Annotated in this window: 2 protein-coding genes; both read right to left on the bottom strand. The window is 64.7% G+C overall.

The genetic code is table 11. From position 1 onward, the window contains the following. Nucleotides 1-971, bottom strand: a 971-nt coding sequence (locus BRAS3809_RS30905; protein WP_035659620.1) for a thiolase family protein, incomplete at its 3' end; no start/stop codon positions are given. Nucleotides 972-1190: 219 nt separating this feature from the next. Then, nucleotides 1191-1386: hypothetical protein (locus BRAS3809_RS37175; RefSeq protein ID WP_210161120.1), on the bottom strand; the 196-nt coding region annotated here is incomplete at its 5' end.

Here is a 1386-nt window from a genome sequence, read left to right as displayed (position 1 = left end):
CTGCAGAGACCACCGCCGTCGGTGTTGAACGGCAGCTTGCCGACGCCGGAGATGAGATTGCCGTCGGCGACGAACTTGCCCCCCTCGCCCTTCTTGCAGAAGCCGAGATCCTCGAGCTGCATCAGCACGGTGATGGTGAAGCTGTCATAGATCGAGGCGTATTTGATGTCTTTCGGCGTGATGCCGGCTTCCTCGAAGGCGCGCGGGCCCGACCACACGCCGGCGGAGTAAGTGAGGTCGAGATCCTTGCCGCCGCGCGGGCCCTTCATCGCCTCGCCATGGCCGATCAGCCGCACCAGCGGCTTCTTCAGGCTCTTGGCGATCTCCGGCGTGGTCACGATCAGCGCGCCGCCGCCATCGGTGACGACGCAGCAATCCATGCGGTGCAAGGGATCGGAGATCATCGGCGAATTGATGACGTCCTCGACCGTCACGACCTCCTTCAGCATCGCATGCGGATTGTATTGTGCGTGATGCGAGGCCGCGACCTTGATCCAGGCGAGCTGCTCGGACGTGGTGCCGTAGTCGTGCATGTGGCGCATGGCGCACATGCCGTAGGCGTTGTGCGTCGTGGCGCCATAGGCAGCCTCGAAATCGGCCTCGGCTCCGGCGGCGCGCGGCGGCATCGGACCGGTGCGCGGCTTGCCGGCCAAGGTGATCAGCGCGATCGAGCATTTGCCCGCGGCGATCGCCTCGGCGGCGTGGCCGACATGGATGAGGTAGGAGCAGCCGCCGGTCTCGGTGGAGTCGATGTGCCGCACCTTCAGGCCGAGATAGTCGACCATCGGCCAGGCGCCGCCCGGCGCATCGCCTGCGCAGAAATAGCCGTCGACATCCCGTGCGCTGAGCCCGGCATCCTCCAGCGCGCCCTTGGCGACCTCGGCATGCAGCTGCGCGGTCGATTTGTCCGGTGCGTGCCGGGTCGGATGCTCGTAGATCCCGGCAATGTAGGCCTTGCCCTTGATGGTCAATTCCGTCTCCGCTTCCTGTCGTTTCCTGCCCGATGATTGGAGATTTTCTGGACCGTTGCCGGGAGCTTGGCAAGCGGCGAAAATATTCCGCGTGATGGAGATGGCCACTGACGGCGCCTCTCACTCCGCTGTCGTCCCGGGCTTGACCCGGGACGACACCAGCGATGACGCGCGAGCGAGCCACGAAGTAGTACGTTGCCCGCGACTTCACCCCCGCTGTCATCGCCCGGCTTGACCGGGCGATCCAGTATTCCAGAGACCGCAGTGATTGAATCGATGGGCCGCGGCGTACTGGATCGCCCGATCAAGCCGGGCGATGACATCTGAGGGCTTGGTGACAACCGTCGCATCAAACACGCGTCCGGGGCCTCGCGACATCTCTGCCCGAGTGATGCTGATCTTTTCACCCTCGCCA

The organism is Bradyrhizobium sp. STM 3809, from assembly GCF_000239795.1.
Taxonomy (GTDB): Bacteria; Pseudomonadota; Alphaproteobacteria; order Rhizobiales; family Xanthobacteraceae; genus Bradyrhizobium.
Note: the sequence above shows the minus strand (reverse complement) of the source record. Positions and strands in the feature narration are given on the sequence as shown.